Source organism: Planktothrix pseudagardhii, from assembly GCF_904830925.1.
Lineage (GTDB): Bacteria > Cyanobacteriota > Cyanobacteriia > Cyanobacteriales > Microcoleaceae > Planktothrix > Planktothrix tepida.
In genome coordinates this window covers 6,250,270-6,277,157 of sequence record NZ_LR882967.1, presented here as the reverse complement: position 1 = coordinate 6,277,157, position 26,888 = coordinate 6,250,270, and the positions used below count along the sequence as shown (strand labels likewise).

At 40.1% G+C, this 26,888-nt stretch carries 26 protein-coding genes, 1 tRNA gene and 1 pseudogene; 17 read left to right on the top strand and 11 right to left on the bottom strand.

The window, feature by feature from the left end; genetic code table 11:
- The first annotated feature begins 148 nt into the window (after positions 1-148).
- The 6 genes from NMK36_RS27255 to tumE all read left to right on the top strand — a co-directional run bounded on the left by NMK36_RS27255 (position 149) and on the right by tumE (position 7,226).
- Positions 149-2,035, top strand: coding sequence for a CHASE2 domain-containing protein (locus NMK36_RS27255; RefSeq protein ID WP_072717412.1), 1,887 nt, complete (start codon positions 149-151; stop codon positions 2,033-2,035).
- 47 nt (positions 2,036-2,082) lie between these two features.
- Entirely contained in the window at positions 2,083-2,853 is a 771-nt protein-coding gene (locus NMK36_RS27250) for a DUF928 domain-containing protein (protein WP_072717413.1), read from the top strand.
- Between the two features lie 15 nt (positions 2,854-2,868).
- Positions 2,869-5,280 (top strand): CHAT domain-containing protein, encoded by a 2,412-nt coding sequence (locus tag NMK36_RS27245; protein WP_254175070.1) that lies wholly within the window; start codon positions 2,869-2,871, stop codon positions 5,278-5,280.
- Positions 5,281-5,439: 159 nt separating this feature from the next.
- Complete coding sequence (gene tumA / locus NMK36_RS27240) at positions 5,440-5,670, top strand: antitoxin TumA (protein ID WP_072717415.1); 231 nt, start codon at positions 5,440-5,442, stop codon at positions 5,668-5,670.
- 115 nt (positions 5,671-5,785) lie between these two features.
- A protein-coding gene (locus tag NMK36_RS27235) for an IS630 family transposase (RefSeq protein WP_254172945.1) occupies positions 5,786-6,843 on the top strand; the annotation gives its coding sequence in 2 pieces (ribosomal slippage) (positions 5,786-6,178 and positions 6,181-6,843; 1,056 coding nt in all).
- Positions 6,816-7,226 carry a toxin TumE gene (gene tumE / locus NMK36_RS29060; protein WP_367997225.1) on the top strand — a complete coding sequence of 137 codons (411 nt, stop codon included), beginning with the start codon at positions 6,816-6,818 and terminating at the stop codon, positions 7,224-7,226. Before NMK36_RS27235 ends, tumE begins: the two co-directional genes overlap by 28 nt.
- A 48-nt stretch (positions 7,227-7,274) precedes the next feature.
- Here the strand turns inward: tumE and lepB are convergent, their stop codons facing one another.
- Both lepB and crtR read right to left on the bottom strand, forming a co-directional pair.
- A complete protein-coding gene (gene lepB, locus NMK36_RS27225; protein WP_072717418.1) occupies positions 7,275-7,862 on the bottom strand; it encodes a signal peptidase I in 588 nt (195 codons plus the stop codon).
- A gap of 113 nt (positions 7,863-7,975) precedes the next feature.
- Positions 7,976-8,872, bottom strand: coding sequence for a beta-carotene hydroxylase (crtR, locus tag NMK36_RS27220; RefSeq protein ID WP_072717417.1), 897 nt, complete (start codon positions 8,870-8,872; stop codon positions 7,976-7,978).
- A gap of 136 nt (positions 8,873-9,008) precedes the next feature.
- On the opposite strand from crtR, the gene NMK36_RS27215 reads away from it, so the two are divergent.
- The 3 genes from NMK36_RS27215 to NMK36_RS27205 all read left to right on the top strand — a co-directional run bounded on the left by NMK36_RS27215 (position 9,009) and on the right by NMK36_RS27205 (position 11,965).
- Complete coding sequence (locus tag NMK36_RS27215; protein WP_254175068.1) at positions 9,009-9,818, top strand: COP23 domain-containing protein; 810 nt, start codon at positions 9,009-9,011, stop codon at positions 9,816-9,818.
- A gap of 179 nt (positions 9,819-9,997) precedes the next feature.
- A complete protein-coding gene (gene pyk, locus NMK36_RS27210) occupies positions 9,998-11,779 on the top strand; it encodes a pyruvate kinase (RefSeq protein ID WP_072717640.1) in 1,782 nt (593 codons plus the stop codon).
- A gap of 113 nt (positions 11,780-11,892) precedes the next feature.
- Positions 11,893-11,965: transfer RNA gene (locus NMK36_RS27205), tRNA-Thr, on the top strand.
- 174 nt (positions 11,966-12,139) lie between these two features.
- Here NMK36_RS27205 and NMK36_RS27200 read toward each other — a convergent pair.
- Positions 12,140-12,526 carry a DUF2203 domain-containing protein gene (locus NMK36_RS27200; protein WP_072717641.1) on the bottom strand — a complete coding sequence of 129 codons (387 nt, stop codon included), beginning with the start codon at positions 12,524-12,526 and terminating at the stop codon, positions 12,140-12,142.
- A gap of 88 nt (positions 12,527-12,614) precedes the next feature.
- Here NMK36_RS27200 and NMK36_RS27195 point away from each other — a divergent pair, with 88 nt between their 5' ends.
- A complete protein-coding gene (locus NMK36_RS27195) occupies positions 12,615-12,893 on the top strand; it encodes a DUF6439 family protein (RefSeq protein ID WP_072717642.1) in 279 nt (92 codons plus the stop codon).
- Positions 12,894-13,010: 117 nt separating this feature from the next.
- Here NMK36_RS27195 and NMK36_RS27190 read toward each other — a convergent pair whose 3' ends face one another.
- Entirely contained in the window at positions 13,011-13,484 is a 474-nt protein-coding gene (locus NMK36_RS27190) for an ATP-binding protein (protein WP_254175067.1), read from the bottom strand.
- 344 nt (positions 13,485-13,828) lie between these two features.
- Between NMK36_RS27190 and NMK36_RS27185 the strand changes: the two genes are divergently transcribed.
- The 3 genes from NMK36_RS27185 to psbA all read left to right on the top strand — a co-directional run bounded on the left by NMK36_RS27185 (position 13,829) and on the right by psbA (position 17,444).
- Positions 13,829-14,941 carry an IS630 family transposase gene (locus NMK36_RS27185; protein WP_254172743.1) on the top strand — a complete coding sequence of 371 codons (1,113 nt, stop codon included), beginning with the start codon at positions 13,829-13,831 and terminating at the stop codon, positions 14,939-14,941.
- A 142-nt stretch (positions 14,942-15,083) separates the two neighbouring features.
- Positions 15,084-15,983 carry an alpha/beta fold hydrolase gene (locus NMK36_RS27180; RefSeq protein WP_072717644.1) on the top strand — a complete coding sequence of 300 codons (900 nt, stop codon included), beginning with the start codon at positions 15,084-15,086 and terminating at the stop codon, positions 15,981-15,983.
- 378 nt (positions 15,984-16,361) lie between these two features.
- The gene (gene psbA / locus NMK36_RS27175; protein WP_072717645.1) at positions 16,362-17,444 is read left to right on the top strand and encodes a photosystem II q(b) protein; all 1,083 of its coding nucleotides are present in this window, start codon (positions 16,362-16,364) and stop codon (positions 17,442-17,444) included.
- A 112-nt stretch (positions 17,445-17,556) separates the two neighbouring features.
- On the opposite strand, the gene NMK36_RS27170 is transcribed toward psbA, so the two are convergent.
- Positions 17,557-18,504, bottom strand: a complete 948-nt coding sequence (locus NMK36_RS27170) for a WD40 repeat domain-containing protein (RefSeq protein ID WP_245824172.1) — start codon at positions 18,502-18,504, stop codon at positions 17,557-17,559.
- A 129-nt stretch (positions 18,505-18,633) separates the two neighbouring features.
- On the opposite strand from NMK36_RS27170, the gene NMK36_RS27165 reads away from it, so the two are divergent.
- A complete protein-coding gene (locus tag NMK36_RS27165; RefSeq protein WP_254175066.1) occupies positions 18,634-19,671 on the top strand; it encodes an AI-2E family transporter in 1,038 nt (345 codons plus the stop codon).
- Positions 19,672-19,723: 52 nt separating this feature from the next.
- Here the strand turns inward: NMK36_RS27165 and NMK36_RS27160 are convergent, their stop codons facing one another.
- From NMK36_RS27160 to NMK36_RS27145, 4 genes are all read right to left on the bottom strand, one after another.
- Positions 19,724-20,890, bottom strand: coding sequence for a zinc-dependent alcohol dehydrogenase (locus NMK36_RS27160; RefSeq protein WP_254175065.1), 1,167 nt, complete (start codon positions 20,888-20,890; stop codon positions 19,724-19,726).
- 38 nt (positions 20,891-20,928) lie between these two features.
- Positions 20,929-21,627: an SRPBCC family protein gene (locus tag NMK36_RS27155; protein ID WP_072717649.1), complete on the bottom strand. Its 699-nt coding sequence runs from the start codon at positions 21,625-21,627 to the stop codon at positions 20,929-20,931.
- 202 nt (positions 21,628-21,829) lie between these two features.
- On the bottom strand, positions 21,830-22,090 hold the full coding sequence (locus NMK36_RS27150; RefSeq protein WP_072717650.1) for a type II toxin-antitoxin system RelE family toxin: 261 nt from the start codon (positions 22,088-22,090) through the stop codon (positions 21,830-21,832).
- Positions 22,087-22,332, bottom strand: a complete 246-nt coding sequence (locus tag NMK36_RS27145; RefSeq protein ID WP_072717651.1) for a hypothetical protein — start codon at positions 22,330-22,332, stop codon at positions 22,087-22,089. Before NMK36_RS27145 ends, NMK36_RS27150 begins: the two co-directional genes overlap by 4 nt.
- A gap of 283 nt (positions 22,333-22,615) precedes the next feature.
- Here NMK36_RS27145 and NMK36_RS27140 point away from each other — a divergent pair, with 283 nt between their 5' ends.
- Entirely contained in the window at positions 22,616-23,407 is a 792-nt protein-coding gene (locus tag NMK36_RS27140; RefSeq protein ID WP_072717652.1) for a hypothetical protein, read from the top strand.
- A 191-nt stretch (positions 23,408-23,598) separates the two neighbouring features.
- Here NMK36_RS27140 and NMK36_RS28875 read toward each other — a convergent pair.
- Positions 23,599-24,779 (bottom strand): annotated as a pseudogene (locus NMK36_RS28875) (ISAzo13 family transposase).
- Between the two features lie 70 nt (positions 24,780-24,849).
- On the opposite strand from NMK36_RS28875, the gene NMK36_RS27125 reads away from it, so the two are divergent.
- Positions 24,850-26,103: a hypothetical protein gene (locus tag NMK36_RS27125; protein WP_254175063.1), complete on the top strand. Its 1,254-nt coding sequence runs from the start codon at positions 24,850-24,852 to the stop codon at positions 26,101-26,103.
- Here NMK36_RS27125 and NMK36_RS27120 read toward each other — a convergent pair.
- Positions 26,081-26,269 carry a hypothetical protein gene (locus tag NMK36_RS27120; RefSeq protein ID WP_254175062.1) on the bottom strand — a complete coding sequence of 63 codons (189 nt, stop codon included), beginning with the start codon at positions 26,267-26,269 and terminating at the stop codon, positions 26,081-26,083. The two genes, NMK36_RS27125 and NMK36_RS27120, sit on opposite strands and share 23 nt — an antisense overlap.
- 197 nt (positions 26,270-26,466) lie before the next feature.
- On the opposite strand from NMK36_RS27120, the gene NMK36_RS27115 reads away from it, so the two are divergent.
- On the top strand, positions 26,467-26,733 hold the full coding sequence (locus NMK36_RS27115) for a transposase (protein ID WP_254175061.1): 267 nt from the start codon (positions 26,467-26,469) through the stop codon (positions 26,731-26,733).
- The last annotated feature ends 155 nt before the right edge of the window (positions 26,734-26,888 follow it).

Here is a 26,888-nt window from a genome sequence, read left to right as displayed (position 1 = left end):
CTGATCAGGAGTTGAAATAAAACTCCAGGTTATCCACCACACAATTTGCTAAACTTGGGGTGTAAATACCAATTTATATAAAAGAGTAGTTCTAAAATCAATCAAAGATTACTATTGTATTATATCCCTTGATTTAGACAAAAAAGACATGAGTAAATACCTTAATAAAATTTTGAGTTTGCAAGGCGTGATTTTCAGTGGAATTACTCTCATTACTTTGTTCAGTATTCGTCAGATTGGAGGGTTACAACCATTAGAATTAAAAGCTTATGATCTAATGATGCGATCGCGTTCTGACCCTGGAGTTGATTCACGGTTACTGATTGTTGAAATTACAGAAACCGATATTCAAATGATTAAACAATGGCCGATTCCTGATGGAATTTTAGCCCAAGTTTTAGCAAAATTACAACAACATAAACCCCGCGCCATTGGCATTGATATCTATCGAGATATTGCTGTCCCTCCGGGTCATTCCGAATTGGTTCAAAAACTGCAAAAACCGAATATTATTGGTGTTACTTTTATGGGGAATCAATGGGTTTCTTCAATTTCCCCACCCCCAACCCTTCCTGATGAACAAGTGGGGTTTCTAAATATTCCAATTGATCCCGATGGAGTCGTGCGTCGTCAATTAATATTCGCCAAGGATAAAAAAACTATATTAACGGCTTTTTCTCTGCAATTAGCTTTACTTTATCTCAAAGGTGAGGGAATTTTTCCAAAACTTAATCCTAAAGGTCAATATCAATTAGGAACTGTTGTTTTTGATAAATTGCAATCTAACTCAGGAGGATATCAAAACATTGATGCAAAAGGCTATAAATTCTTGCTCAATTATCGAACGCCTAAAAAAATTGCACAGACTGTGACATTAATGCAGGTTTTAAAGGGCAATTATAAACCTGAATGGGTTCAGGATAAAATTGTTTTAATCGGAACGAATTCCTATAGTGTGAAAGACAGCTTTTTAACTCCCTATCACAACAGAAATATTCAATTTCAGGAAATGCCTGGAGTGGTGGTTCATGGTCAGATGGTCAGTCATATTCTGAGTGCTGTTTTAGATGGAAAACCTCTGTTTAGATTTTGGTCAGAACCTGGGGAATGGTTATGGATAATCATCTGGGGAATTTTAGGAAGTTATTGGGGATTGAAAATTAAGCATCCATTAATTTTAATTGCAGGTAATTTTATGGGATTCATCATTTTATTTGGAGTCAGTTATGAGTTATTTTTACAACTTTTTTGGATACCTGTTGCTGCTCCGGGTTTAGCCTTTATTTTAACTTTTAGCGTCACAGTTATTTATCAAGATTGGGAATTTCAACAGCAGCAAAAAATCGTTATGAAGCTATTAGGGCAACAAACTTCATTAGAAATTGCTAATGCCTTATGGAATGAGCGATCGCATTTAATTAATTTAGGGTTTTTACCGCCCCAAACTTTAACAGCAACTATTCTATTTACAGATTTAAAAAATTTTAGTACCATTGCAGAAAAACACTCCTCAGAAGCCTTAATGAATTGGTTAAATCAATATCTGAGTTTGATGACAGATATTGTCTTAAATCATCAGGGAATTGTGAGTAAATTTACTGGGGATGGATTAATGGCTGTATTTGGAGTTCCTGTCCCTCGAACCCATTTAAAAGATATTGCTAAAGATGCGGAAAATGCTGTTGATTGTGCTTTAGAAATGGGTCAATGTTTATCCGAATTAAACCAAAAATGGCAACAACAAAAATTACCTGTGGTGGGAATGCGAATCGGGATTTATACTGGGACTGTCACCGTCGGCAGTTTAGGGGGAAAAAATCGCTTAGAATATGGGGTAATTGGGGATAGTGTTAATATTGCTTCCCGTTTAGAAAGTTGTGAGAAAGACCGTCATGTTGGAGAATGCCGAATTTTGACGACAAAAGAAACGTTAATTTACTTACCGAAAAAATACAATGTAGAATCTTGGGGAGAGTTAACTTTGAAGGGAAAGGAAAAACCTGTTGAAGTTTATCAAGTGTTAGGGCTAAAATAAAATTGTTTTTCAGATAAAAATCAAAATTTTCTTGGAGAGAAGGTGCAATGGTAAAATTATTATTCTCGATTCCATTAAGTTTAAAAATTTTAATATTAAGTTTAGGGTTCTGGGTGATTCCTGTTCCCATAAACGCTGAACAAACTCCTGTAGTTCCCTATGATACAGAAGGCGGTACAGAAGACACAAAACCGGGCGGAACACGATTAATTCCCGATTACCACAAAAAGCCTGGTTTGAGACGAGATACACAACCCGGCAGAACACGAGATCAATGTTTGACTTCAGAGAATCTTAAACCTCTAACTGCTTTAGTTCCCAAAAGTGACAAACAATTAGAATTAACAATTTCACCCCATCCGAGTTTATTAATTTATTTCCCTCCCAGCCAAGCTCAAACGGCTGATTTTGTTATTTATAATAATAACACAAATCAACTCGTTTATAAAAGTACCTTTGATCTGCAAAAAAACGGAGGAATTTTAAGGATTACCTTGCCTCCCAATAGTCCTGAATTACAAACAGAAATCCCCTATCGTTGGACAGTTCAACTCAATTGTCCGGGTTCTAATCCTCCCTTTATTCAAGGATTGATTCAACGCAATATTCCCACACCTGAACTCACCCAAGAGTTAGCAAAAAATCCAACAAATCAGCATTGGTTAATTTATGCTAAAGCCGGAATTTGGCATGATGCGATCGCCAATTTAGCAGAACAACTTCGCCAAAATCCTAATGATCAACAATTAAAAGAAAATTGGCAAAAACTCCTGAATGAAGTGGAATTAAATTTGATCGTCACTGAACCCTTGATTTAACTAAAAATCAATACTATGAAACTGCAACATTTAGGATTAACAACCTTATTCACCTTATTAACTACCCTAACCCTAACAGAACATCCCAGCCTGTTTTTCTGGGAATCATTACAAATAGGGAATGGGGTATTTGCCCAAACCGTTACAGAACAAAAAGCAGAAGCAGACCGATTATTAGATCAAGGAGTACAACAATTTGAAAGCAGCCAACATCAAGCCGCAATTCAGTCATGGGAAATGGCATTAAAAATTTATCATGAAATTGGCGATCGCAAGGGAGAAGGGAATACTCTCAACAGTTTTGGCATTGCTTACAATCGTTTAGGACAGTATCAAAAAGCGATTGAGGTCTATCAACAGTCTTTAACCATTAGACGTGAAATTGGCGATCACAACGGAGAATGGAGTTCTCTCATGGGTTTGGGGAATACTTACCTTAACTTAGGACAGTATCAAAAAGCCATTGATTTCTCTCGACAATCTTTAACGATTTCACGTGAAATCGGCAACCGCTTTGGAGAAGGGAATGCTCAGGTCAATTTGGGCATTGCTTACTGGTACTTAGGACAGTATCAAAAAGCCATTGAGTTCTATCAACAATCTTTAACGATTTCACGTGAAATAGGTGATCGTGATGGAGAAGGGCGTGATCTCAACAATTTGGGTGCAGCTTACAATAGTTTAGGACAGTATCAAAAAGCCATTGAGTTCTATCAACAATCTTTAACTATTAAACGTGAAATCGGCAACCGCTTTGGAGAAGGGCGTACTCTCCATAATTTGGGTGCAGCTTACGATAGTTTAGGACAGTATCAAAAAGCCATTGAGTTCTATCAAAAGTCTTTAGCTATTACCCGTGAAATTGGCGATCGCAATGGAGAAGGATATTCTCTCAACAGTTTAGGCTGGACTTTGTTTAAATTGGGTAATCTTCCTGAAGCAGAAAAACATCTATTCGCGAGTCTTGAAGTTAAAGAATCTCTGCGACAAAATATTAAAGATGATATTAATAAAGTGTCTTTATCCGAAACTCAACGTAGTACCTACAATACACTTCAACAAGTTTTAATTGCTCAAAATAAAATTAATCAAGCTTTAGAAGTTTCTGAACGGGGGCGGGGGAGAGCTTTAGCGGAGTTATTAGCCAAACGAATTACTCCTGATTCCAGCCAGTTTTCTCCGGTAGTTTCTTTAGCACAACTTCAAAAAATTGCTAAACAAGAAAAGGCAACAATCGTTGAATATTCTTGGGTAGGGGATACATTTTCTATAGAGGGTAAACAACAAACCCAAGAATCAGAGTTATATATTTGGGTGATTAAACCAACGGGAGAAATAGAATTTAGACGCTCTGATCTTAAACCGCTATGGCAACAACAAAACACCTCTTTAGGTCGTCTCATTTTTGCAGCCCGTTGTTTTAATAATGATGCCTGTAAAAGTGACTTTACTCTGGCTTCTGCCAGAGGGGAATTAACTCGATCCCAGACCCGCAGTAGTGGTTTATTTAATGCCGATGCTGCTGCTCTATTACAAGCTACTCAAAATATACCGATTTCCTCTTCTTCTCAACAAAAAGAATTTCAACAACTTTATCAACTTTTAATTCAACCCATTGGAGATTTATTACCCACAAATCCCGATGAACGAGTTATTTTTATTCCTACCGATGATTTATTTTATCTGCCCTTTGCTGCCCTACAAGATGAAACTGGAAAATATTTAATCGAAAAACATACTATTGTTGTCTCCCCTTCTATTGCAGTTTTAGAGTCTACCCATCAAAAACGGCAAAATTTATCAAATTCAGCCTCAGATATTCTAATTATTGGCAATCCCCAAATGCCTAAAATTGCACCGAGTCCAGGGGAAGAACCTATAGCTTTAAAACCCTTACCTTTTGCAGAAAAAGAGGCAATTTATATTGGAGAATTATTGAAAATACAACCCTTAATTGGGGCAAATGCAACGGAATCAACGGTATTAAATCGCATGGCAAATGCTCGAATTGTTCATTTTGCCACTCATGGAATATTTGATAACCAAAATCCCTTAAATAGTGGAATAGCCTTAACTCCTTCCGGTTCAGAAGATGGATTATTAACGGCGGATCAAATCTTTGGGTTAAAATTAAATGCAGAATTAGTAGTATTAAGTGCCTGTGATACAGGGTTAGGAGAAATTACTGGAGATGGAGTGATTGGTTTATCTCGTTCGTTTTTGAGTGCGGGAGTTCCCAGTTTAGTTGTGTCGTTGTGGTCAGTGGATGATCAAGCTACAGGGGAATTAATGACAGAATTCTATCGAAATCTACAAACCACAAAAGACAAAGCCCAAGCGTTAAGACAGGCAATGTTAACCGTTAAAAAGACTAATCCGAATCCCTATTATTGGTCAGCGTTTACGTTAATGGGTGAGGCGTTGTAGGGGTTGGAATTCATTGTATAGCAGAAATAGGAAATAGGGTAAAAACGTTTGATTGTCTAGGTTTCCTATTTTCTGTTATTATTGTATAATTATATTAACTCCGCAATATTGATTGCATTTGTTTCCCTCCTTAGAGATCCCTATAAAAACAAAAAATCTATGCGTAAACAAACCATTCAATATACATCACCGTTAGATGCCTTAGTTGCTGTTGCTAAACGACTCAGCTTATACGAAAACCAGCAAAAAATTGACTCAGAGGAATTCTTTAACCAATATAATCGCGGTTTTTTATCCGATGATATCCTATTTATAGAATGGGCTAATGATTATCGTCATTACCTTGCTTTACATCAGGAACTCGCCCAAAGACTTAATGATGTTACCTAATATTTTATCGGATTACCTAGTTCAGATTGAGCAAGCTAAGTAGGTAGGCAGGAAGAAACGAAAGTATGTAAAGATAAATGAAGAGAGAGAAGAAATCTACCGAGGTCATGAAAATATGGGTGCTCGTTTAAGGGTATTTCTAACTCGTGAGCAAGACAAAACCCTGTTCAAGCTCAGAACAGCAGATGTGCCACAGAAAGTTAAAGACCGAGCCGAAGTGATTCGATTAAACTCACAAGGTTGGTACGTGGAAAAAATAGCAGCTTATTTTAATTGGACAGCACAGACAGTTAGAGAAGTGTTGCACAAATGGGAAAAGTTAGGACTAGAAGGGTTATGGGAAAAACCCGGTCGCGGGGGAAAAGCCAAGTGGAAAGAAGAGGACTTAGTATTTTTAGAAGAATGTCTCAGAAGAGAACCCCGGACATACAACTCTGAGCAATTAGCCCAAAAATTAGAACAAGAACGGTCAGTTAAATTGAGTCCCGATAGATTAAGACGGGTGCTCAAAAAAAGGGGGTGAATTGGAAGCGAGCCAGAAACAGCCACAAAGGAAAGCAAGACCCGATAGTCCGCGCGCAGAAACAGGCGGATTTAGAAATGTTGGAATTATCAGCCGCCACCGGAGAAATTGACTTAAAGTATTTAGATGAATCGGGTTTTTGTCTGTGGAGTGAACCGGGGTATACCTATTATTTTAGAGGGGAACAAAAACGTTTAGAACAAACTCGTCGTCGGGGTCGAAGATTAAGCATTATTGGGTTTTTGCAACAGCAAATCAGTTTTGTTTACGGCTTGGTGATTGGAGGTGTCAATCGCCAGTGTTATATCCAAATGATGGAACAAGAAGCAGCAGAGGCTGAAAAAGCCGGACGGATGAGAGTCATTGTCCAAGATAATAGCCCCATACATCAATGCCATGAAGTCAAAAAACTCTGGCCAAAATGGGAAAGTATGGGTTTGTATATTTTCTATTTGCCTAAATATTGTTCGGAAATGAATCCGATTGAATTAGAGTGGCAACATCTCAAAAAAGATGAACTATCAGGACAAACATTTGAGGATGAATTAGACCTGGCCTATGCGGTAATGAATGGTATTCAAGCTAGGGGAGAAAGAGGAAACTACAGCACACAACGGATGAAATTTCACTCGCAGCAACAACCCAGTTAACTTTTCGTTACATACTTGTCGATTTTCTCGCCTACCTACTTATTCTATACAGTAGCAATATTTATGTTGAGCGTTATGAAGAAGAAATTTTAACTCCAAAACGGGCTAATCTAAGAATTAGATTGCGTTTCAATCAGACTCACCTACTAGAAATTAATGAAGCAATCATCGTTGCAGATAATCAATTAGATTTCCTCGATTACCGTTACCATTTTCAAGATGAAAATAATTGCCTAATTTTTCGCTATGACAGTACGCCTCATTTTCCCAATCTCCCAAACTTTCCCCATCATAAGCACTTGCCAAATGATGTGATTGCTTCTGAAAAGCCTGAAATCACTCAAGTGTTAAAAGAAGCAACTCAGATATTAGCATCAAATTGAATCAATCTAGCTACGTCTATTTAGATTTACTAAAGATTTTAAAACAATCTAAACTCCTCCAAATCGTTCAATAGGCCAAAACCGGAATACAGCCCGCCCAATAATATTTTCTTTGGGAAGAAAACCCCAAACATGGGAATCATTACTATCATTGCGATTATCTCCCATAACAAAATAGGAATTTTCGGGAACTTTCACGGGGGGTAATTGATAATGGGGTTCTTCCGCAATATATCGTTCAAATTGGGGCTGATTATCAATATAAACCCGACCATTTTTAACTTCTACAATTTCACCCGGTTTACCAATAATCCGTTTAATAAACGCTTGATCGGCTGCATAGCCAATCTCTTGTAATTGGGTGGGAGGATTAAACACAATAATATCGCCAAATTGAGGAGAATCTAAATAATAGGAGACTTTTTCAATCACTAAGCGATCGCCAATTTCTAAAGTCGGAAACATGGAGTCTGAAGGAATAAACCGAGGTTCAGCAATAAAGGTTCTAATCAATAGGGATAATCCTAATGCGATCGCTAAAATTAGAATATTCTCTTTAATTTTATCCAAATTACTTTTTTCTTTCTGATTTTGGGGTTTTGAAGTTTGACTTGCGGTTTTTTCTTCAGATTTCATGGTTTCTTCCCAGAATATCATCATCTCTTCAAATAAATTAAGAATTAAGAACCTCTGTTCAATAGCGATTCTTAATTCTCAATCTTAATCCCTTGAACTTCAAGGGTAAAGGTTTAATTTTCCGTTGAGGATTTACGAGGGTGAAAACGGATTCCTAAAAAGACATCATAGAGAAAACTCCAAAAGTCTTTTTTCCCTTCTAGGATTCCTAAAGTTTGGGGGGAACCTTTTTCATCTAGTAGGGGTTTCATAAATTCATAAGTTGGCTTGTAATAATACCAAGGAATAGAGGGCCATAAATGATGAATTAAATGGTAATTTTGCCCCAAGATTAACAGATTTAAAATCGGACTTGGATACACCCTAGCGTTTTTCCAACGATTGCGTTCTTGAAAAGGGCGATGGGGTAAATAGTCAAAGAATAAACCCAAGGCTATCCCGACGACTAAAGCCGGACAAAACCAGAAGTTTAGAATATAGTCAAGAAACCCATAATGAATCGAGATGCTAACAATCGTCACCACAAATAAGCGGCTCAAAAACCACTCCAGAAGTTCATACTTTTTCCAGAGTTTACGTTTGAAGAAAAACACTTCATGGTAAAAGAACCGCGCCGCGATTAACCACAGAGGCCCACCTGTGGAAACAAAATGATCGGGATCATTGTCTGGATCATTAACATGACAGTGATGTTGGATATGCACCCGTGTAAACACGGGAAAAGCGAACCCTAACATTAAAGCACTACCATGTCCTAATACCGCGTTGAGAATGCGGTTTTTGTGGGCAGAATTATGGGATGCGTCATGAATCACTGTCCCGGAAAGGTGCAGCGCCAAAACATTAATCAAAAAACAACACCAGTCTGGCCAACCCCAACGCCAGTATCCCAACGTGGAATAGATCACCAGGGCTACTGCGACGAAAAACATCAGTAGCGTAGTGTTAAAACCACCCTCTGGGGTGAGGTATTCTTTGGGGACTGTCAGTGGCTTGCTTGCCTCCGACATTACGGTTTGCACTCCTTGAAGTTTCACACCTGAGTATTTTATGAGAAAAGTAACAGATTGTAAAGATTTATGAAAGAGCTAAACAGGAACGTAACAGCTTAAAATACCACGATTTTATCCCCAGGAGGAAATATTTATGTCTCGTTCACTATTTCGCCCATCCTTACTCGGACTCGTAAGTTTATCCATTACCCTATCACTAATGGGTTATCCAACTGAAGTTAAGGCTCAACCCACCTCGAATAATTCTCGCTCTCAGTGGCTAAGTTTACCGAGTTTAAGGGATTTACTGCAACTCCGCCGCAACACCGAGAACTCTCAACAACCCATTCAGGTTTCCCCCCCCAATTCGACACAAACTCCTGCACCTCAAACCCTTCCCCCCGCCACAAACCCTCCCATTCCTCAAGTAGAAGTCGAAACCGGGGAAACAGAGATGGCGCGATTTAGATGTGAAGTCATTGGCGGTCAATATACCGTCATGTATTATCCGGTGAGTCAACCCAATCAAGGCTATGCTTGGGCCGTTCCCAGTAATATGGGAGGAGGATGGACACCCGAACGCCGTTGCTCCGAAATTAGTCGCCGTTTAGAGTCCTATCGTCCCGATGGGTTATCTGAACTGAGTACAGCGATTGAAAACGGTTATAATACATTGTGCGCCACAACCGAAGATGTTCCTCAATGTCGGATTGTGTTAACGGTTCCTCCTGGGGAAGATCCCTTATTTGTGCGCGATCGCATTTTCCAAAACTTGGTTATTGCGGATAGTGGTCAAAGCACCCAAGGCATTTATACCCTCGTCGATGAAAAAAGCACGGGAGACATCATTCGAGGGGTTTTAGGCAGTTCTCGAAATCGTCAAGGAATTCCCCTGCGTCAATTCCTCGATCCCACCGATGGGGGCACTGGATCACGTTTGAACCCCCGTTATTTTCCAAAGTAGGCAATAAAACCCAAAACCCATTCGTAATTCGTAATTCGTAATTCGTAATTACCTCCCAAACACCCAATTCTGAATTCTTTATCGTTATGTGTCCCTGACATGGTTAAATTTTCTTTATGCTTTGTAGAGATATTCCAGAGAATGTCTCTACAAATAATTCCCTAGAAGTTTATTGAGTCATGCAACCGCAAAATCTACTGCACCGAACCAAAATAGTCGCTACAATTGGCCCTGCTACACAGAAGCCTGAAGTTCTGCGCGCGTTGATTGAAGCGGGTGCAACGACTCTACGGTTGAATTTTTCCCATAATACCCATGAGGATCATCAACGCAGTATTCGCATGATCCGGCAAACGGCCTTTGAACTCAATCAACCCGTCGGAATTTTACAAGACCTGCAAGGGCCTAAAATTCGATTGGGTAAATTTGAGAAGGGTTCAATTGTTCTCAACCGAGATGATTTGTTTATTCTCACCAGCGAGGATGTCGTCGGAACTCAGGAAATCTCCTCCGTAACTTATCAACCTTTAGCCGATGAAGTTCCAGAAGGGGCAATTATTCTCCTCGATGACGGTAAAGTTGAGATGTTCGTGGAGAAAGTTGAACCAGCAAAGGGACGCTTATATTGTCGTGTGGTCGTTGGTGGAACCCTTTCTAATAGTAAAGGGGTGAATTTTCCAGGGGTTTATCTGTCGATTAAAGCGTTGACAGAAAAAGACCGAAAAGACTTAATGTTTGGTTTAGATCAAGGAGTTGATTGGGTCGCTTTAAGTTTCGTCAGAAATCCCCAGGATGTTTTAGAAATTAAAGAATTAATCGCCAGCGCCGGAAAAGATGTTCCGGTGATTGCCAAAATTGAAAAACATGAAGCCATTGAACAAATGGAAGAAATTCTGGCTTTGTGTAATGGCGTCATGGTAGCACGAGGAGATTTAGGAGTAGAACTTCCGGCTGAAGATGTGCCGATATTACAAAAACGGTTAATTCTCACCGCTAACCGCATGGGAATTCCGGTGATTACTGCTACTCAGATGTTAGATAGCATGGTGAATAATCCTCGACCCACCCGTGCGGAAATTTCCGATGTGGCGAATGCGATTTTGGATGGTACTGATGCGGTGATGCTTTCTAATGAAACAGCTGTTGGCAAATATCCTGTAGAAGCAGTGGCGACCATGGCACGAATTGCGGCGCGAATTGAACAAGATGGCGTGACTCGCAATATTTCTAAAGTCGAAGATACCGGACGTTCTATTCCTAATGCTATTAGTCAGGCGGTGGGGCAAATTTCCCATCAGTTGAATGCCGCAGCTATTATGACCTTAACTAAAACCGGGTCTACAGCGCGTAACGTCTCTAAATTTCGACCCCAAACCCAGATTTTAGCGATTACCCCTCATGTGGAAGTCGCCCGACAGTTAAGTTTAGTCTGGGGGGTGAAACCGCTATTAGTCTTAGATTTACCTTCGGCTGACCAAACCTTCCAAGCGGCAGTGACAGTGGCTAGAGAAAAAAATCTGCTTGCGGATGGGGATTTAGTCGTGACAACGGCCGGAACCTTACAAGGGGTAGCGGGATCTACGGATTTAATTAAGGTGGAAGTGGTCACGGCTGCTTTAGGGAAAGGAACCGCCGTTGGTCAAGGTTGTGTAACCGGACGAGCGCGGGTTGCCCGCAGTGCCGGAGAATTGGGCGATTTTAATGTGGGAGACATTTTAGTCACACCCCAAACCAGTGCTGATTTTGTGGATGCGATGCGAAAGGCGGTGGGTGTGGTTACAGAAGCGGATAGTTTAACCAGCCATGCGGCGATCATTGGTTTACGGTTAGGGGTTCCTGTGATTGTGGGGGTGAAGAATGCTACTCGCATGATTCGAGATGGGGTTATTTTGACCTTAGATATGGAGCGCGGTATCGTGTATTCGGGTGCTACCAGTGGTTCCCTTCCCGATAACCTGTAATTTCGGCTTTGGAGAGAGAGTGGCTGCCATTGTCTTTCCAGTTGTCCTGAAAAAAGTTGACATTTGAGATGAACTTTTGCTAAGATTCAATATTGTGCTGATATCAATTCAGTGCTGCTTTAGCTCAGTTGGTAGAGCGGTTCACTCGTAATGAACAGGTCGTCGGTTCAAGTCCGATAAGCAGCTTTCAAATTTATTAAGGAGCAAAGCGTTAGCTGATCGTGCTTTTACCAACTCCCTGTTCATTAAAAGTGAATCGCTCTACTAACTGAGTTACTCAACTTTCACTCAATCTAACTCTACCCTCCGAATAAAATGAGCCAATCACCCTACTCCCCATTATAGAAATTACAGCGCTCGCTATCCCCCTGAACAAGATTTTAAGATCCAACCGATCACAATTCCTAACCCCCCAAAACGAACGGCTTGCCAAAAAGGTTCCTTGAAACTTCCCCAAGTGACCAAACGACTTTCTAAATTAAATTCTAAAGTTTCTAACTGGGTTTTTAACTGTTTTAATTCGTCTTTCAATTGTTGCGACTTGGTTTGACGAATTTGAGGAATCACTTCATCAATGCGGTTCTTCAATTCAAGTTGACGTTGTTGATCTTGTTGAATTTGGGTTAATCGTGCTTTAAGATCTATCAGAGATTGTTCAACCTCTGCTAAGCCCTGTTCAATGTCTTGATTCCCATCCTCAGTCAAATTATTCGGTGAGGGTGGTTGAGATGATGATTGACTTGGCATAATAATACAAGACCGAATTCACCCCGCCATTAAAATTATCCTTATGACTAACCTCCACTCCAAAACTCCCGACCTTTCAGACCATCAGATGAGTCCCCGCACAGCTAGTCTCAGCGAGTATAGCACATTAGAACTCGCTCAAGCTTTGGCAGAACGATTAGCCATCCCCGAGCGAGACTGGCACCGCCTCAAGTCAAATTGCAATGCTCGCGCTGGGGAACATTTAGCCGCCGCCTTAGTCTTTTTACTCAAAAATCAGCCACAAGAAGTGATCCCTCGGTTAAATCAAGCGGTTGGCTGGCTAGAACGAAGGATTACAGCCCCTCCTTGTCCCACCCATGGAACAACTTCCAAAAAACGGTCGTAAGCCTCACCAACTTCCTCTAAGATTCGGCATAAAAACACAAAGACAATTAAAATCAAGGTGAGATCTAAACTTGCTATGAACAAGGTTTTTGTGACTGATTTTAAGGTCTAAAAACGATTACCAATCCTGTTGTTCATAAGGTGTTACCATTTTCTTGCATAACGTGAGTTCGGTTCCCGTTCGATTCCATTGCACACGATCAAAAATTTGATAAAGAATATACAACCCTCGTCCACATTCGTGTTCGTCATGGGGTAAATCAGAATCTTGGATTTCGGGTTTATAATCAACCTCGTCCTGTAATTGACATTTACAAGGCGGTTTAAAACCACAACCCTGATCTGATATAATCCACCAGCAATGATCTTGAATTAGACTAAAGCGGACGACGACTGTTTTACTGGGGTCTAGCTTGTTGCCATGCTTGGCAGCATTCACAAGTGCTTCTTGTAGTCCCAGGCGAATTTCGGCTTGCAACAGGTCTGGAATGTCAGCCAGAAGCAAGTCCAAGATTGGACAGAGATACAAGGTAGAAGCAAAGCTAATAGTGACCCAGTTTCGTTTAACCGGACGCGATGTTAAAGCAATCACACGGAAAACTCCCTGGCAACGTGGTGGATAAACCTCACACCCTGCATAGTTGTAAATTCTCTCCTGCTATGGAATTTAATCTGAGTGGGTGAGCGTGAGTACCCGTTCATTCATTAGATTACCAAAAGAATAAGAAAAAACACAATTAATTTTGAAAAATAGTGTATATTTTTGTATTATAAATGAATTACAAACAAGCTCAACCCTAGAGAAATCAAAGGATTTTGAAGAAAACAAGCCAAGAGAGGACTTAGATTGCAGTGTTGATGAGAATGACAAAATAAGCTGTTAAGCATCTAAATAGGGTATAATGAAAAACCAAGTTTAGAAAAATCAATCAAAAGATGCCTGCTAAAAATCATTTAAATGAAAAGCAAGTAGAGAAACTACAGAAAAGATTGAAAGAGGAAGAAAATGGACAAATCCGAGAAAGAATCTTGATTTTATTATTGCTAAATGATGGTAAAAAGCAAAGTGAAATTGCCAAGTTTTTGGGCTGCTCATTAAACAAAGTATGTTATTGGTGTGTACATGGAGACCCTGACAAATTAGAAAGCCTAAAAGATGAAAGAATGAAAGGAAATTATAGAAAAGCCACAGACAAATATATAGAGATATTATTAGAAACAGTAGAAAAAGAACCGGAAGAATTAGGATATGAATTTGGGAGATGGACAGGAGAAAGATTGGCAACTTATTTAGAACAAATCACAGGAATCAAATTAAGTAGTTCACAAGTGAGAAAGATATTAAAGGAAAAAAAGTATGTTTATTTGTGGGCAAAGTATAGCTTAGAAGAGAAAAGAGATCCAGAAAAAAGAAAATTATTTAAAGATAAAATAGAAGAATATTTGAAAATAGCAAAAGAAAGTCCAGAACAATTACAGGTATGGTTTTGGGATGAAAGTGGATTTAATTTAAGAGTGATAAAAAGAAAGAATTGGTGTAAAAAAGGGAAGAGGAAACAGATTAGAGGAGACAGGAGGAAAGGAAGAGTTAATGTGATGGGAGGATTGAGGTACTCGGATAAAAAAAGATTTGTAGAATTTCTGGATAAAGGAAATGCAGATAATTTTTATCAAGTGTTAAAAAGTTTTTATCAAGAGCTAATTTATGAATGGGTATTAGCGGGAAATCAAGCAGAAGAATTTGTAGAAAAAGGAGCTAAGATCCTGATTATTCTTGACAATGCAAGTTTTCACAAAAAAGAAGAGTACCTAGAAAAAATTAAAGCAGAAATGCCGAATGTCTATTTAGAATTTCTTCCAGCATATAGTCCAGATTATAATTTAATTGAATTAGTCTGGCATTCAGCTAAAGAATATATAGCTCATCGACTCTTTAAATCAGTTGATGAGCTAGAGTGTTTATTACATCAGCTTTTAAATGAAGGACAGTTATCTATTAAATGGGGACGTAAACTTAAAAACAAAGGTAATGCTATAATCACAGTTTAAATACACAACAGCTTAACTCTTCTGTGTTTATCTAAGGAATAAAAATTAGTAGCTATTGATACAGAAGACTAAAGAGTCAATTCTGCTTCTCTGGTTTTTGTTAATATTATTAATGTAACTTAATATTTCTTGATAAAGCAACATGATCACAACCCCAACACTCCCCTCTGACGTGATCCCCGGACAATATTGGCAATGGCGGGATCAATTGATTTACTATGTGCGTGTGGGTGAACGCCACCCCCAATGTCCCTCCCTGCTTCTGGTTCATGGGTTTGGGGCATCTACGGATCACTGGCGTAAAAATATACAAGGGTTACAATCGGATTTTGAAGTCTGGGCCATTGATTTATTAGGGTTTGGTCGGTCTGGAAAACCCCAGGTCGAATATAGTGGTCAACTGTGGCGAGATCAGCTTCAGGACTTTATTACAGAGGTGATCGGTCAGCCTGTAATTTTAGCCGGAAATTCCCTAGGGGGGTATGCGTCCCTTTGTGTTGCCTCCCAATGTCCATCAACGGCCAAAGGTGTTATTTTACTCAACAGTGCGGGGCCTTTTACGGAAACTGATCCCCGTCCTGAACCCCCTCTATGGAAAAAAGTGGTTTCTCAAACGATGCGATCGCTATTTCGTCAAGATTGGGTGAGTTTTTTAATTTTCCAATGGACAAGACGCCGTTCTATAATTCGCAAAACCCTATTGAAAGTTTATCTTGATCCCAATGCGGTTACCGATCAATTAGTAGAAGAAATTTATCGTCCCTCCTGTGATCCCGGTGCGGCGCAGGTGTTTGCATCGGTGTTCAAAAGTCCTCAAGGGGAAAAAGTGGATGTATTGTTACATCAGTTAAGCTGTCCTCTATTGTTAATTTGGGGAGAAGGTGATCCCTGGATGAACTGTCGAGAACGTAGCCACAAGTTTCATCAATATTATCCCCAATTACAGGAATATTTTCTCCAGGCGGGTCATTGTCCCCATGATGAAGTTCCTGAACAAGTGAATGATTTGATTCGGTCTTGGGTGTTAAGTAGGCAGGTATAATTAAATGTCTGATCAGAGGCATAGCCTCTGATTTTAGGTGGCTCTGCCACCCGAATATTATTTCTAGGTAGAACTTAGAAACCAGAAAATACTAATCCCAGAGAGATCGCACTTCTTCAAAAACCTCTACCCTACTTCATGGGATGAAAAGCAGACTTACACCCATCTAAGTATTAATGTCAATCACAATTTCAACCAGACGAATCGCACAACGCTGCCGATATATACCTATAACCTCACTGTTATTCATTAGCCCAGCTTATAGCATTCATCACTAAATACTAAGTGAAAAGACTTTACAAACCGTTACAAAAGCCCTAAAGTAAAGTACATACATACAAAACGTACCTCGAAAACTTAATCGCAATCATACTTAACATGACAACCACGATTCAACAGCGCGAAAGTGCCTCAATCTGGGATCGGTTCTGTAACTGGGTCACATCCACCAACAACCGGATTTATGTCGGTTGGTTCGGTGTTCTGATGATCCCGACGTTATTAACCGCCACCATCTGCTACATCATCGCCTTCATCGCTGCTCCTCCAGTGGACATCGATGGTATCCGTGAACCCGTCGCTGGTTCACTGTTATACGGAAACAACATCATCTCTGGTGCAGTTGTTCCTTCCTCTAACGCCATCGGCTTACACTTCTATCCCATCTGGGAAGCAGCTTCATTAGATGAATGGCTGTACAACGGTGGCCCTTACCAGTTAGTGATTTTCCACTTCTTCATCGGCATCTTATGCTACATGGGTCGGGAGTGGGAATTATCCTACCGTTTAGGGATGCGTCCTTGGATCTGCGTCGCCTACTCTGCACCTGTTGCAGCAGCAGCCGCCGTATTCCTGATCTATCCCATCGGTCAAGGTTCATTCTCTGACGGGATGCCTTTAGGTATCTCTGGAACCTTCAACTTCATGTTAGTGTTCCAAGCCGAGCATAACATCCTGATGCACCCCTTCCATATGTTAGGAGTTGCCGGGGTGTTCGGTGGAAGCTTATTCTCCGCCATGCACGGTTCTCTGGTTACTTCTTCTCTGGTGCGTGAAACCACCGAAACCGAATCCCAAAACTACGGTTACAAATTCGGTCAAGAAGAAGAAACCTACAACATCGTTGCAGCCCATGGTTACTTTGGACGTTTAATCTTCCAATATGCCAGCTTCAACAACAGCCGTAGCTTACACTTCTTCTTAGGCGCTTGGCCTGTGGTCGGCATTTGGTTCACCGCATTAGGTGTATCCACAATGGCTTTCAACCTGAACGGATTCAACTTCAACCAGTCCATCATCGACTCTACGGGTCGCGTGATCAATACTTGGGCTGATGTGTTAAACCGCGCTAACCTGGGTATGGAAGTGATGCACGAGCGTAACGCTCACAACTTCCCCTTAGACTTAGCTTCGGGTGAATCTGCTCCCGTTGCTCTGGTTGCTCCTTCTATCAATGGTTAATTTTTAACCGAAATCATACAAAAAACGCTCTCCGAAAGGGGGGCGTTTTTTGTTGTTCACGATTACCTTAACAAGTCACACCCTGACACCTGAGAGATTTTGATTAATAGATTTAATCAACTGTCCGCCACAGTTTAATAGTTCCATCGGTACTACCACTAACAATCAAACGTTCAGAAGGGCTGTAAGCAACCGTCTCAACAGAACCTTCATGACCTGTGAGGGTGTGAATGGAGCTTAACAAAGTTCCCACCTGTAAATCTGGGCTAATTTGCCATAGCCTCAACGTTTTATCCTGACTTCCGCTCACTAAAGTTTTGCCTTCTGGAGAAAAAGCGAGGGATTTCACCGCACCGGAATGACCGATCAGAGTTGCTAATTCCTGACCAATTTCCAGCCACCAGAGTTTAATCGTGTGATCTTCACTACCAGTAGCAAGAGTCAAACCATCTGGACTAAAAACCACTGACCAAACGGGAAAGGAATGACCCACCAAAAGAGCATTAGAATGCTGGCCATTTAAACTCCATAATCCCACTGTTCCATCTCCACTTCCACTAGCCAAAAACAAACTATCAGGACTAAAGGCCAATGACCAAATCGGAAAAGAATGAGCTTTGAACGCCGGAAGGATTTGATCACGGGTTAAATCCCAAAACCCAATGATGCCATCAAAACTTCCAGCAGCCAGAAGTTTACCATTAGGACTAAACGCTAAAGAACAGATCGGAACCGATAACCCCAAGTCTAAAACCCGATGTTGACCGGTGATCACATCCCAAAGTTGAATATTTTTGTCACATTCAACGGCCAGTATGGGAGAATTTGGACTGAATACTAACCCATAGCCGGGATATTCTCGTTCTAAGTGATCAGCCAGGATCTTAGGGGTGGAAGAGGTTTCCAGATTGTAAAGTTGCAATGTGGTATCATCACTTCGACTGGCAAGAAATTTGCCATCGCAACTTATGGCAACGACTCTGACGGAATCAGTATGGATGGATCGAGTATCACGACATTCCCAATTCAAAAGTTGAGGCTGTAGCATATTGACTATCATCTGCATTTCTCACTTTTGATCTTAAACCTCAGCCGTTCTATGAAAGCCATCTTGATTTTCAAGTTGTGGATATTAGGCTAAACCTGTGTAAATAGGGATTTTAACAAGCGTCAAATAGGAGTTAATGTCTTGAAACTGACAGATTGGATCGGGTTACTTTGTTTAATCATTGCCCTTATTATTCTGTGGCAGTTTCGACAAATTTTGCTGCTTCTGTTTACTTCTGTTGTCTTCTCGATTGCCATTAATAGTTTAGTGCGTCGGATACAACGGTTTGGCCTGAAACGGGGGGTGGCGGTTCTCTTATCCCTCGCCTTAATTGTGTTCATGGGTGTTGTGTTAATTAGTCTGGTTTTGCCGCCGTTTTTAGACCAGTTTCAAGAATTAATCAAATTGGTTCCTATCGGCTATGATAAGTTGCGAATTTGGGTGAACCAACTAATTGAAAATCCCCCCACTTGGTTGCCTAAACTGGATATTGAACTTCCCAATGTTACCCAACTGGCGCAACAATTTGGGCCTTTAGCTCAAAAATTATTGGGTAATTTCTTTGCGTTTTTTTCTAACTCCATTGCAAATTTTTTACAGTTTTTATTGGTCTTAATCTTTGCTTTGATGCTATTAGCAGATCCCCAGTCTTATCGTCAGGGATTCGTGCGTTTATTTCCTTCTTTTTATCGCCATCGGGCAGATTTCATTTTATCAAAATGTGAAACGACTCTATTACAATGGATGGGGGGTATTGTGATTACCTCTGCTTTTGTTGCGTTTTTGAGTGGTGTCGGTCTGCTGATTTTAGGAATTCCCTTTGTTTTTGCCCATGCTTTGTTAGCCGGAATGTTTAATTTTGTTCCCAATATTGGGCCAACAGCGAGTGTGATTTTTCCGGTTGCTGTTGCTTTATTAGATGCGCCTTGGAAAGCTCTGGTAGTGATTATATTATATGTGATTATTCAAAACTTAGAAAGCTATTGGTTTAGTCCCCTTGTTATGCAAAAACAAGTTGATTTGTTACCTGCAATTACCTTAACGGCTCAAATCTTTTTCGCAACATTTTTCGGGGTTCTCGGCTTAGTTCTGGCGTTACCTTTAACGGTTGTTAGTAAAACTTGGATTGAAGAACTTTTACTCAACGATTTATTTGATAAATGGGGAGCAGAAGAGTAAGCTACAGGGCTGTTAGATCAGGAAACAACCCTGATAGCTAGGGTGGAGTTAATTAAGGTTTCAAAACCACCTTAATACAGTTTTCTTGCTTATCCCGGAAAATTTTATAAGCCTTGGGAGCATCTTCTAAAGGCAGTTTATGAGTGATCACAAAGGAAGGATCAATTTCTCCGTTTTGAATGCGTTCTAATAGGGGATGTAAATATTTATGAACATGGGTTTGACCCGATCGCAATGTTAATCCTTTATTAACAATTGCCCCCATTGGCATCTTATCAATAAATCCCCCATAAACCCCCGGAACAGACACTGTACCCCCCTTCCGACAGGCTACAATTGCTTGTCGCAGCACAAAGGGCCGATCGGTTTCCAAGCGGACGGCCTGTTTCACCGTATCATACAGGGCCATAGCATCGGTTCCGTGGGCTTCCATCCCCACCGCATCAATACAGGCATCTGGCCCCCGTCCTCCCGTCATCTCTTTCAGCGCTTCCCCCGGATCAACTTCTTCATAATTTATAATCTCTGCACCTGCATCTTTCGCCATCTGCAAGCGTTCAGGAAAACGGTCAATGGCGATGACCCGTTCTGCACCCAACATAAAGGCGCTGCGGATGGTAAATTGACCCACCGGGCCACATCCCCAAATAGCGATGATATCCCCCGGTTGAATATTGCAGTTTTCCGCCGCCATGTAACCCGTTGGGAAAATATCAGTTAAAAATAGCACTTGCTCATCAGTTAAACCATCGGGAACTTTCATTGGCCCGACATCCGCAAAGGGAACCCGAACATATTCTGCTTGTCCTCCGGCGTATCCCCCCATCAAATGAGAATAGCCAAATAACCCAGAGGGAGAATGACCATAAAATTTTTCAGCCATCCATTTATTGGGGTTGGAATTATCGCACAGTGACCATAAATCTCGATTACAAAAGAAACAATGACCACAAGAAATCGTAAAGGGAACGACGATGCGATCGCCAATTTTTAAATTTTTGACTTCGGAGCCGAGTTCCACCACTTCCCCCATAAATTCATGGCCGAGAATATCCCCCGATTTCATCGTTGGAATATAGCCATCATAAAGATGTAAATCGGAACCACAAATGGCAGTCGATGTAATTTTCAGAATGGCATCGCGGGGATTTAAAATTTTCGGGTCAGGAACATTGTCAACCCGAACATCATTTGAACTATGCCAACAAACTGCTTTCATCTTAAATTCTCCATGATTTAATTGTTAATGTCAAGTGTTTATTGATCAGTATTTCTTGCAATTTCTCCAGCTTCCATTAACTGTTTAAATCGGTTAAGATCATCCCCAATTTGTTGTTCTGGTTCTTCTCCAAACAGTTTAGCTAAAGTAGTTGTAACCCCACCACCGGGAGGATTATATTCAATCACAACTTTAACTTCTGTTCCTCGGTGTGCGGGTGCAGGTTGAAACCGAACAAACCCTGAATTTCCAATCTCTGCATTTTCTACAGAAGACCAAGCAATTAAATGATTGGGTTCATCTTTAATAATTTCTGCATCCCATTCAACGGTTGTTCCTAACGGCGCTGTTGCCACCCAATGGGAACGATGCTCATCATAAACAATGATAGATTTGATATGTTTCATAAATCTTGGCAAATTGTAAAAATTACGCCAAAATTCATAAAGTTCGTCCACAGAACGATTAATCGTAACCGTTTTTTCTACTCGAATATTTTGGCTTTTATTTAAGCCTAACGCTTCTTGAGCTTGATGAAGGGTGCTTTTATTTTGAGTAGCCTGATACATTAAACCACCCCCTGCAATCGCCATGAGAACGCCTTTTAAGGAGTGTTGTTGAAGCCCCATTAATACTAACGCACCTCCCCCAATTAAAGATCCCCATCGTTCTAAATCACTGGGATTTTCTTCTGAGGGAGGATGATCATATTTTGGAGTTGAAGTTATTTCTTCCATAAAATTTTCCTAGCCCACCTTTTGATTCAGCATAGGAAGAATTCACTTTAATTTACGTCAATCAAAAGGCATAAACAATATTAAATTAAATTAATGATTAATTTATATCTTTTGGTAGAGAGTATATTTCCATTAATTGTATAACCGTTCCAAAGTTAGTGAGGGACGAACAGAAAATGATGACTAACAATGATAACAAACTCTACTCTCGATAAATATTCCTCCGATGTTTACAGTGAAGAACTAACACAGTTAGTATTTTATCATTAACCTCATAACGAACTCGATAGTCACCAACTCTAACCCGGTATTCATTATCAAAGCCTTTGAGCTTTTTAACTCCTATTGGACGAGGTTCTATTGTAAGAGACAAAATTTTTGCAGTAATTCGTTGACGGATATCTTCGGGTAAATTATCTAACTGTTTCTGAACAAGTTTAGGAATGATAACCGTATAACTCATGTTGTTTTTTCAGGGTGAGTTGCAATGTAATCTTGAATGGTTTGATAGTCTCGTCTTTGATAAGCTTGACGCGCCTCTTCAATTTCAGCAATAATTTTGGGGTCTTCTTCTAGTTCTTCTTCTGCTTCAAAAATTTGATCTTCTAAAATTTCTAAAAGCTGACGTTTTTGGGATAAATCTAAGGATTTAATTGCTGTAATTAATGAATCAAAGGAAATATCAACTTGAATCGTTGTTGTCATAATTTTTATCCTACCTATTTCTTGGGTACAAATTAAAACATAAATCCCAGTATAACCGATTCGGTTTTGAGTTTGGTCAAGAGCGATCGCTATTTTTTCTTTAGATGAAGTTAAGCAAATATTGAATTTATCTTAGCTGAAATCAAAAACCGAGAAACCGGGTTTCTGCCATAACTTTTGTGACTCAACCGAGAGATAGGTTAAGAAACCCGGTTTCTGAACCCCCACCGAGTATCGAGAAACCGGGTTTCTGCCATAACTTTTGTGACTCAACAATTCCTCGTTGAGTGGCGATTCCCAACTTGATCATTTAATCCAATCTTTGGGAATAGAGTTACATCCCCATAGTCACTCTCAATCTGCTGATTCTCAAAACTTTTTACAACACCCTGATTCTATCAGTCAGGGATTACACACTGATCCTAATCAGAGTTTACACCATTCGGGTATTGAAAATCAACATCATTTTTCTGATCATTCTAATCCTTTTAATTCAGGATTTCATCACACAGGAATTGAACAACATCCTTTAACTCATTCTGGAGAGAATCATCATTTAACAGATCCCTCAATTCATCCGCTTTCCGATCCGTTCCATCATTCCCATAATACAATAACAGATCCCTTTCATCAAACTAATCAAAATTTGGAGTTAACCGCTTTATCTCATCCAACAGAACATTATTCTCAAGAACATTTATCATTTGCCTATCACCCAGAAAATGCCTCGGCTTATTCCTTAGAACATCAGCCCCAAACGTTAAATTATACCGATTCTGGAGCGATTACACCTAGTGATAATAAATCCATTGATTTTAGTGGAAATACGGTTTGGTGGCATTGTTCAGGATGGGGAAAAGCGGGAACGGTTGATGGACATAAATTTTATCGTAGCGGTGAATATATTGGACGTTTGGGGGCGGATTTGAATGTATATGATGCTGATGGAAATAAAATTGGTTATGTCACCCCTTCAGGAAGTGCTTATACTCCTTCAGGAAAGCTATTTGCTACCGGAGATACAGCGCGTTGGGCGGCAGCTACATTAGTTTTTAATACCTGTACCAAAAGTTAACATAATAGAAACTGAGTTTCTGCGATCGCTTTTCTGATTTCTAGTTTCAAGGTTCTACCTTGAAATCAGATCACGGAGGCTCTGCCTCCTATTCTAACAGGAGGCGGAGCCTCAAAACAGCATTCCAATGCAGAGCATTGGAACGAGGACAAACTAAAAGTTAACTAAGGAATGAAAAATCAATAAATGGATTAATGAGTGAGTTGAGGTACGGCTCGATAGTTCCATTTGGGTAAATATTCATCAAAAACAATTTTCAGAGTTTTTTTGAAATGATCAGTTACCTTCCGACCCGTTTGATAGACCTGATCAACGACATTAACAACGACAGATAGCCCTGTATTAGTACGAGTTTTTTCCATGAGAGTTTTGACCAAACCAAGACTGGTAAAAATCACTCCTTGACAAGCTCGAGTTAGATGAGGAAAAAGTCGATGTTCAATGGGATTATATTTAGATGTATAGGGAGGGTAATGAGCAATTCTGATCTCAATTCCAATTTCATCCACTAACTTTTGTAAATCTTGTTTAAAAATATAATGATTAGCATTATTACTGCCACCCCCATCACACTTAGCTAAAATCGAATTGGCATGAGGATAGAGAGCTTTTCCATAATGATTCCACCAATGTTTAAGAGCATTATAAGCAAATTCACTGGTATCTTTACTGTTACCTAATGTTACATATCCTCGGTTTTTTTGAGTATCGTAAATGCCATGGGGAATGACTTTTCCATGACCTAAGCTCCAAAATCATGATCCCAAGTAGTAACAGGCTCAGTTGTATACAGAGTACCTGGACGATATAAATTCCCTAAAACTTCTTTCTTTTTAGTGTCAAAACTAATAATAGGATTACCGGCTTCTCTATACAGGGTATCGAGTCTAGCAATATTTTCAAATTGAGCATTTCGGTCTTTATTAATTCCTGTAGTTTGCTTTTTTTGTGCTTTTCGCTTGACATACCCATGCTTTTTTAAGAGTTTCTTTACGGTGGGAGGACTGATATTAAATCCGGCTTCCTTAAGTCCCAAAGCAATTTCTTTGTGGGTTAAATTAGTCCATTTAATTGACTCGTTCATAGGATCTCCGGCTGTGCGGGACTTTAACACTTCTAAAAAGGCTTCATCTATTCCAATTTGGGTGGAAAAAATACTTTTTCTTCCTCCTCCTTTTTTTCTAATTCTTACATCATTAATAGTCTGTTCATCCAGTTCTTTTAACTCTTTTATTCCTCGGACGATTGTGTTTCGAGTACAACCCAACAGTTTGATGATATAACTAATTCCTCCCCATCCCAGTTTTTGAGCCTCTATCGCTGCATATCTTCTTTTATCCTTTTCTGATAAAGAGTTATAAAACTTTTTCATTTCTTCCTCAATTGAACTAGAATAAAACATAGGTTTTAAGTTAAGTTGTGTAGTTTAATCGAAAAATCCGTTGCCCGGTTCTCTCAATTTTTGTAAAATCTGCCATCAGTGCCTATACTTCATTATACCTGAAGCCCATCAAGTTATTACTTTTTCATTCCTAACGATTCCTTGGAAAGAAGTGTTATATCCCATCGCCCGTCAATATGCTGAAAAATGGCGAGAATACCGGATGATTTTGTTAGATAAAGGCAGAAGTTTAGAAGAAATTCAGCGACGGGGTGGGGATGATGAACTGAATTTATTAATTTTAGAAGAGGAGGAGGAAGATCGGGAGTTTGGGTTCACGGGAGATCGGGATTATAAATATAACGTTAAGGAAGAAAAGTATATTCAAGAACTGGCGCAGTTTTTAGGAATTTGCCATTGTATTTTAGTGGGTTTGCTGGCGGATCGCTATCATTTCTCCCATGCTGATGTGCGTCCGAAATTGCCAGAACTGTTGCCGAGTTTATTGGAAAAGGTGCCGAGTGAAAGTTTGAAGCAAATGTTGGTGGGTGAGATTGTTTCTAGTTATCAAAGTCTTTATCAGTTAGCGGGATGCGATCGCCCGCATCTGATTCCCGATTTATATTTAGATTTAGCGCTGAGTTTGAGTCATTTACCCGATCAATCTTGGGCAAGAAAACAGATTGAGTATTCGATACAAGTTTGGCTGATGTTGAGAAATCAGGTTTCTTTTATTGAAGAACAAAAACTGAGTTTTTTAGACTTATTAGAAGCTGTTACATCAGCTTTGACTGTGTGGGATAAAGAATATGTGGAAAAGCTGAATGGGTGTTTGGCTGCTATTGGGGAAAGTCAACACCAAAAAATGATTTGGGAGGAGATGCAGCGCAAAGAAGCGGAATATAAACGTCAACAAGAAGCTGAACGTCAGCGACAATTGGAAGCCGAAGGTCAGCAACAACTGGAAATTGAGCGCAAACGCCAACAAGAAGCCGAACATCAGCGACAATTGCAAGCTGAACGTCAGCGACAACGAGAAATTGAACGCAAACGCAAGCTAGAAAATGCTTCGGTTGTTTGCACCCTGACTGGGCATTCTAACTCGGTTAATTCAGTCGCCATCAGCCCAGATGGGCAAATTCTTGTGAGTGGTGGTGATGACACGATTACTATTTGGGATTTGAGTACGGGGCAGGAACTTGGCACTCTGACTGGGCATTCTTATGAGGTTCAGTCCCTCGCCATCAGCCCGGATGGGCAGACTCTTGTGAGTGGCAGTGGTGATGGGACGATTAATATTTGGCGAGTGGTGTGACCCAGACTCCGAGAAACCGGGTTTCTGCAATAACTTTTGTTTCCCAACAGAGATTTGTGGAGAAACCGGGTTTCTGCAATAACTTTTGTGACTCAACCGAGAGATAGGTTAAGAAACCCGGTTTCTGAGTCCCCACAAGAGAACCGAGAAACCGGGTTTGTGCCATAATCTTTGTTGCTCAACCGAGAGATAGGTTAAGAAACCCGGTTTCTGATCCCCCACAAGAGTATCGAGAAACCGGGTTTCTGCCATAATCTTTGTTTCCCAACCGAAAGATAACTTAAGAAACCCGGTTTCTGAGCCCCCACAGACTATAATTTTTGTTGAGAAACCCTGTTTCTAAATTTTCACCCATCCTTTAATATGCCACGTCGTCAAGTTATCTTTCAAGCGGGTAATTACTATCATGTTTATAACCGAGGCAATAACCGTCAGCTTATCTTTTTTGAACGGGATAATTATATTTATTTTTTGCGACAATTAAGAAATCATCTAATCACTAATGGGGTTGATATTATTGCTTATTGTCTGATGCCTAATCATTATCATTTATTAGTTTACCTGCAAACCGATAATTTCTCAGAGTTAATGCAGTCGTTTTCTCTGTCTTATACAAAAGCGATAAATTAATCCAGCATTTAACCTTTGCCGAATAAAATCCGAGAAACGAGAAACCGGGTTTCTGCCATAATCTTTGTTTCCCAATCGAAAGATAACTTAAGAAACCCGGTTTCTGACCCCCCACAGAGCACCGAGAAACCGGGTTTCTGCAATGACCTTTGTTA

What these genes read in the sequence shown, in the direction of transcription:
- lepB (WP_072717418.1), bottom strand. Translation starts at nt 7,862, where the DNA reads ATGAAATCTGAAGAAAAAACCGCAAGTCAAACTTCAAAACCCCAAAAT.
- NMK36_RS27255 (WP_072717412.1), top strand. Translation starts at nt 149, where the DNA reads ATGAGTAAATACCTTAATAAAATTTTGAGTTTGCAAGGCGTGATTTTC.
- NMK36_RS27185 (WP_254172743.1), top strand. Translation starts at nt 13,829, where the DNA reads ATGCCTGCTAAAAATCATTTAAATGAAAAGCAAGTAGAGAAACTACAG.
- NMK36_RS27145 (WP_072717651.1), bottom strand. Translation starts at nt 22,332, where the DNA reads ATGACAACAACGATTCAAGTTGATATTTCCTTTGATTCATTAATTACA.
- NMK36_RS27160 (WP_254175065.1), bottom strand. Translation starts at nt 20,890, where the DNA reads ATGAAAGCAGTTTGTTGGCATAGTTCAAATGATGTTCGGGTTGACAAT.
- NMK36_RS27120 (WP_254175062.1), bottom strand. Translation starts at nt 26,269, where the DNA reads ATGGCACAAACCCGGTTTCTCGGTTCTCTTGTGGGGACTCAGAAACCG.
- NMK36_RS27180 (WP_072717644.1), top strand. Translation starts at nt 15,084, where the DNA reads ATGATCACAACCCCAACACTCCCCTCTGACGTGATCCCCGGACAATAT.
- NMK36_RS27200 (WP_072717641.1), bottom strand. Translation starts at nt 12,526, where the DNA reads ATGCCAAGTCAATCATCATCTCAACCACCCTCACCGAATAATTTGACT.
- NMK36_RS27155 (WP_072717649.1), bottom strand. Translation starts at nt 21,627, where the DNA reads ATGGAAGAAATAACTTCAACTCCAAAATATGATCATCCTCCCTCAGAA.
- tumA (WP_072717415.1), top strand. Translation starts at nt 5,440, where the DNA reads ATGCGTAAACAAACCATTCAATATACATCACCGTTAGATGCCTTAGTT.
- NMK36_RS27150 (WP_072717650.1), bottom strand. Translation starts at nt 22,090, where the DNA reads ATGAGTTATACGGTTATCATTCCTAAACTTGTTCAGAAACAGTTAGAT.
- NMK36_RS27195 (WP_072717642.1), top strand. Translation starts at nt 12,615, where the DNA reads ATGAGTCCCCGCACAGCTAGTCTCAGCGAGTATAGCACATTAGAACTC.
- crtR (WP_072717417.1), bottom strand. Translation starts at nt 8,872, where the DNA reads ATGTCGGAGGCAAGCAAGCCACTGACAGTCCCCAAAGAATACCTCACC.
- NMK36_RS27115 (WP_254175061.1), top strand. Translation starts at nt 26,467, where the DNA reads ATGCCACGTCGTCAAGTTATCTTTCAAGCGGGTAATTACTATCATGTT.
- NMK36_RS27250 (WP_072717413.1), top strand. Translation starts at nt 2,083, where the DNA reads ATGGTAAAATTATTATTCTCGATTCCATTAAGTTTAAAAATTTTAATA.
- NMK36_RS27170 (WP_245824172.1), bottom strand. Translation starts at nt 18,504, where the DNA reads ATGATAGTCAATATGCTACAGCCTCAACTTTTGAATTGGGAATGTCGT.
- NMK36_RS27245 (WP_254175070.1), top strand. Translation starts at nt 2,869, where the DNA reads ATGAAACTGCAACATTTAGGATTAACAACCTTATTCACCTTATTAACT.
- pyk (WP_072717640.1), top strand. Translation starts at nt 9,998, where the DNA reads ATGCAACCGCAAAATCTACTGCACCGAACCAAAATAGTCGCTACAATT.
- NMK36_RS27215 (WP_254175068.1), top strand. Translation starts at nt 9,009, where the DNA reads ATGTCTCGTTCACTATTTCGCCCATCCTTACTCGGACTCGTAAGTTTA.
- psbA (WP_072717645.1), top strand. Translation starts at nt 16,362, where the DNA reads ATGACAACCACGATTCAACAGCGCGAAAGTGCCTCAATCTGGGATCGG.